The organism is Mesorhizobium sp. M3A.F.Ca.ET.175.01.1.1, from assembly GCF_004791945.1.
In the GTDB taxonomy this organism is placed as follows: domain Bacteria; phylum Pseudomonadota; class Alphaproteobacteria; order Rhizobiales; family Rhizobiaceae; genus Mesorhizobium.
The window spans coordinates 1-338 of record NZ_SRTP01000200.1 but is presented as its reverse complement, the minus strand read 5'-3'; the positions used below and the strand labels follow the sequence as shown (position 1 = coordinate 338).

At 66.6% G+C, this 338-nt stretch carries 1 pseudogene; it reads left to right on the top strand.

Annotation, left to right across the window (positions count from 1 at the left end):
• Positions 1-338 (top strand): annotated as a pseudogene (locus tag EN818_RS31335) (molybdopterin-dependent oxidoreductase); the annotation flags it as partial.

Sequence of the window (338 nt, the reverse complement as noted above, 5' to 3'; positions counted from 1 at the left end):
GGCTGGAAAGATCGATGCCGATTTCATCCGCGATTCTACGTCCGGCTTCGACGCCGCGGCCGCGCTGGCCGGCGCCGATGTGTCGTCGATCGCGCGTGTCGCGAAAGGCTGCGGCCTGGCCGCAGCGGATGTCCAGGCCTTCTACGATCTCTTCGCCGAGATCGAGCGTACCGTCACCGTCTACAGCCAGGGCGTCAACCAGTCGGCGCATGGAACCGATAAGGTCAACGCCATCATCAATTGCCATCTCGCCACCGGCCGCATCGGCCTACCCGGCATGGGGCCGTTCTCGGTCACCGGGCAGCCGAACGCGATGGGCGGCCGCGAGGTAGGCGGTC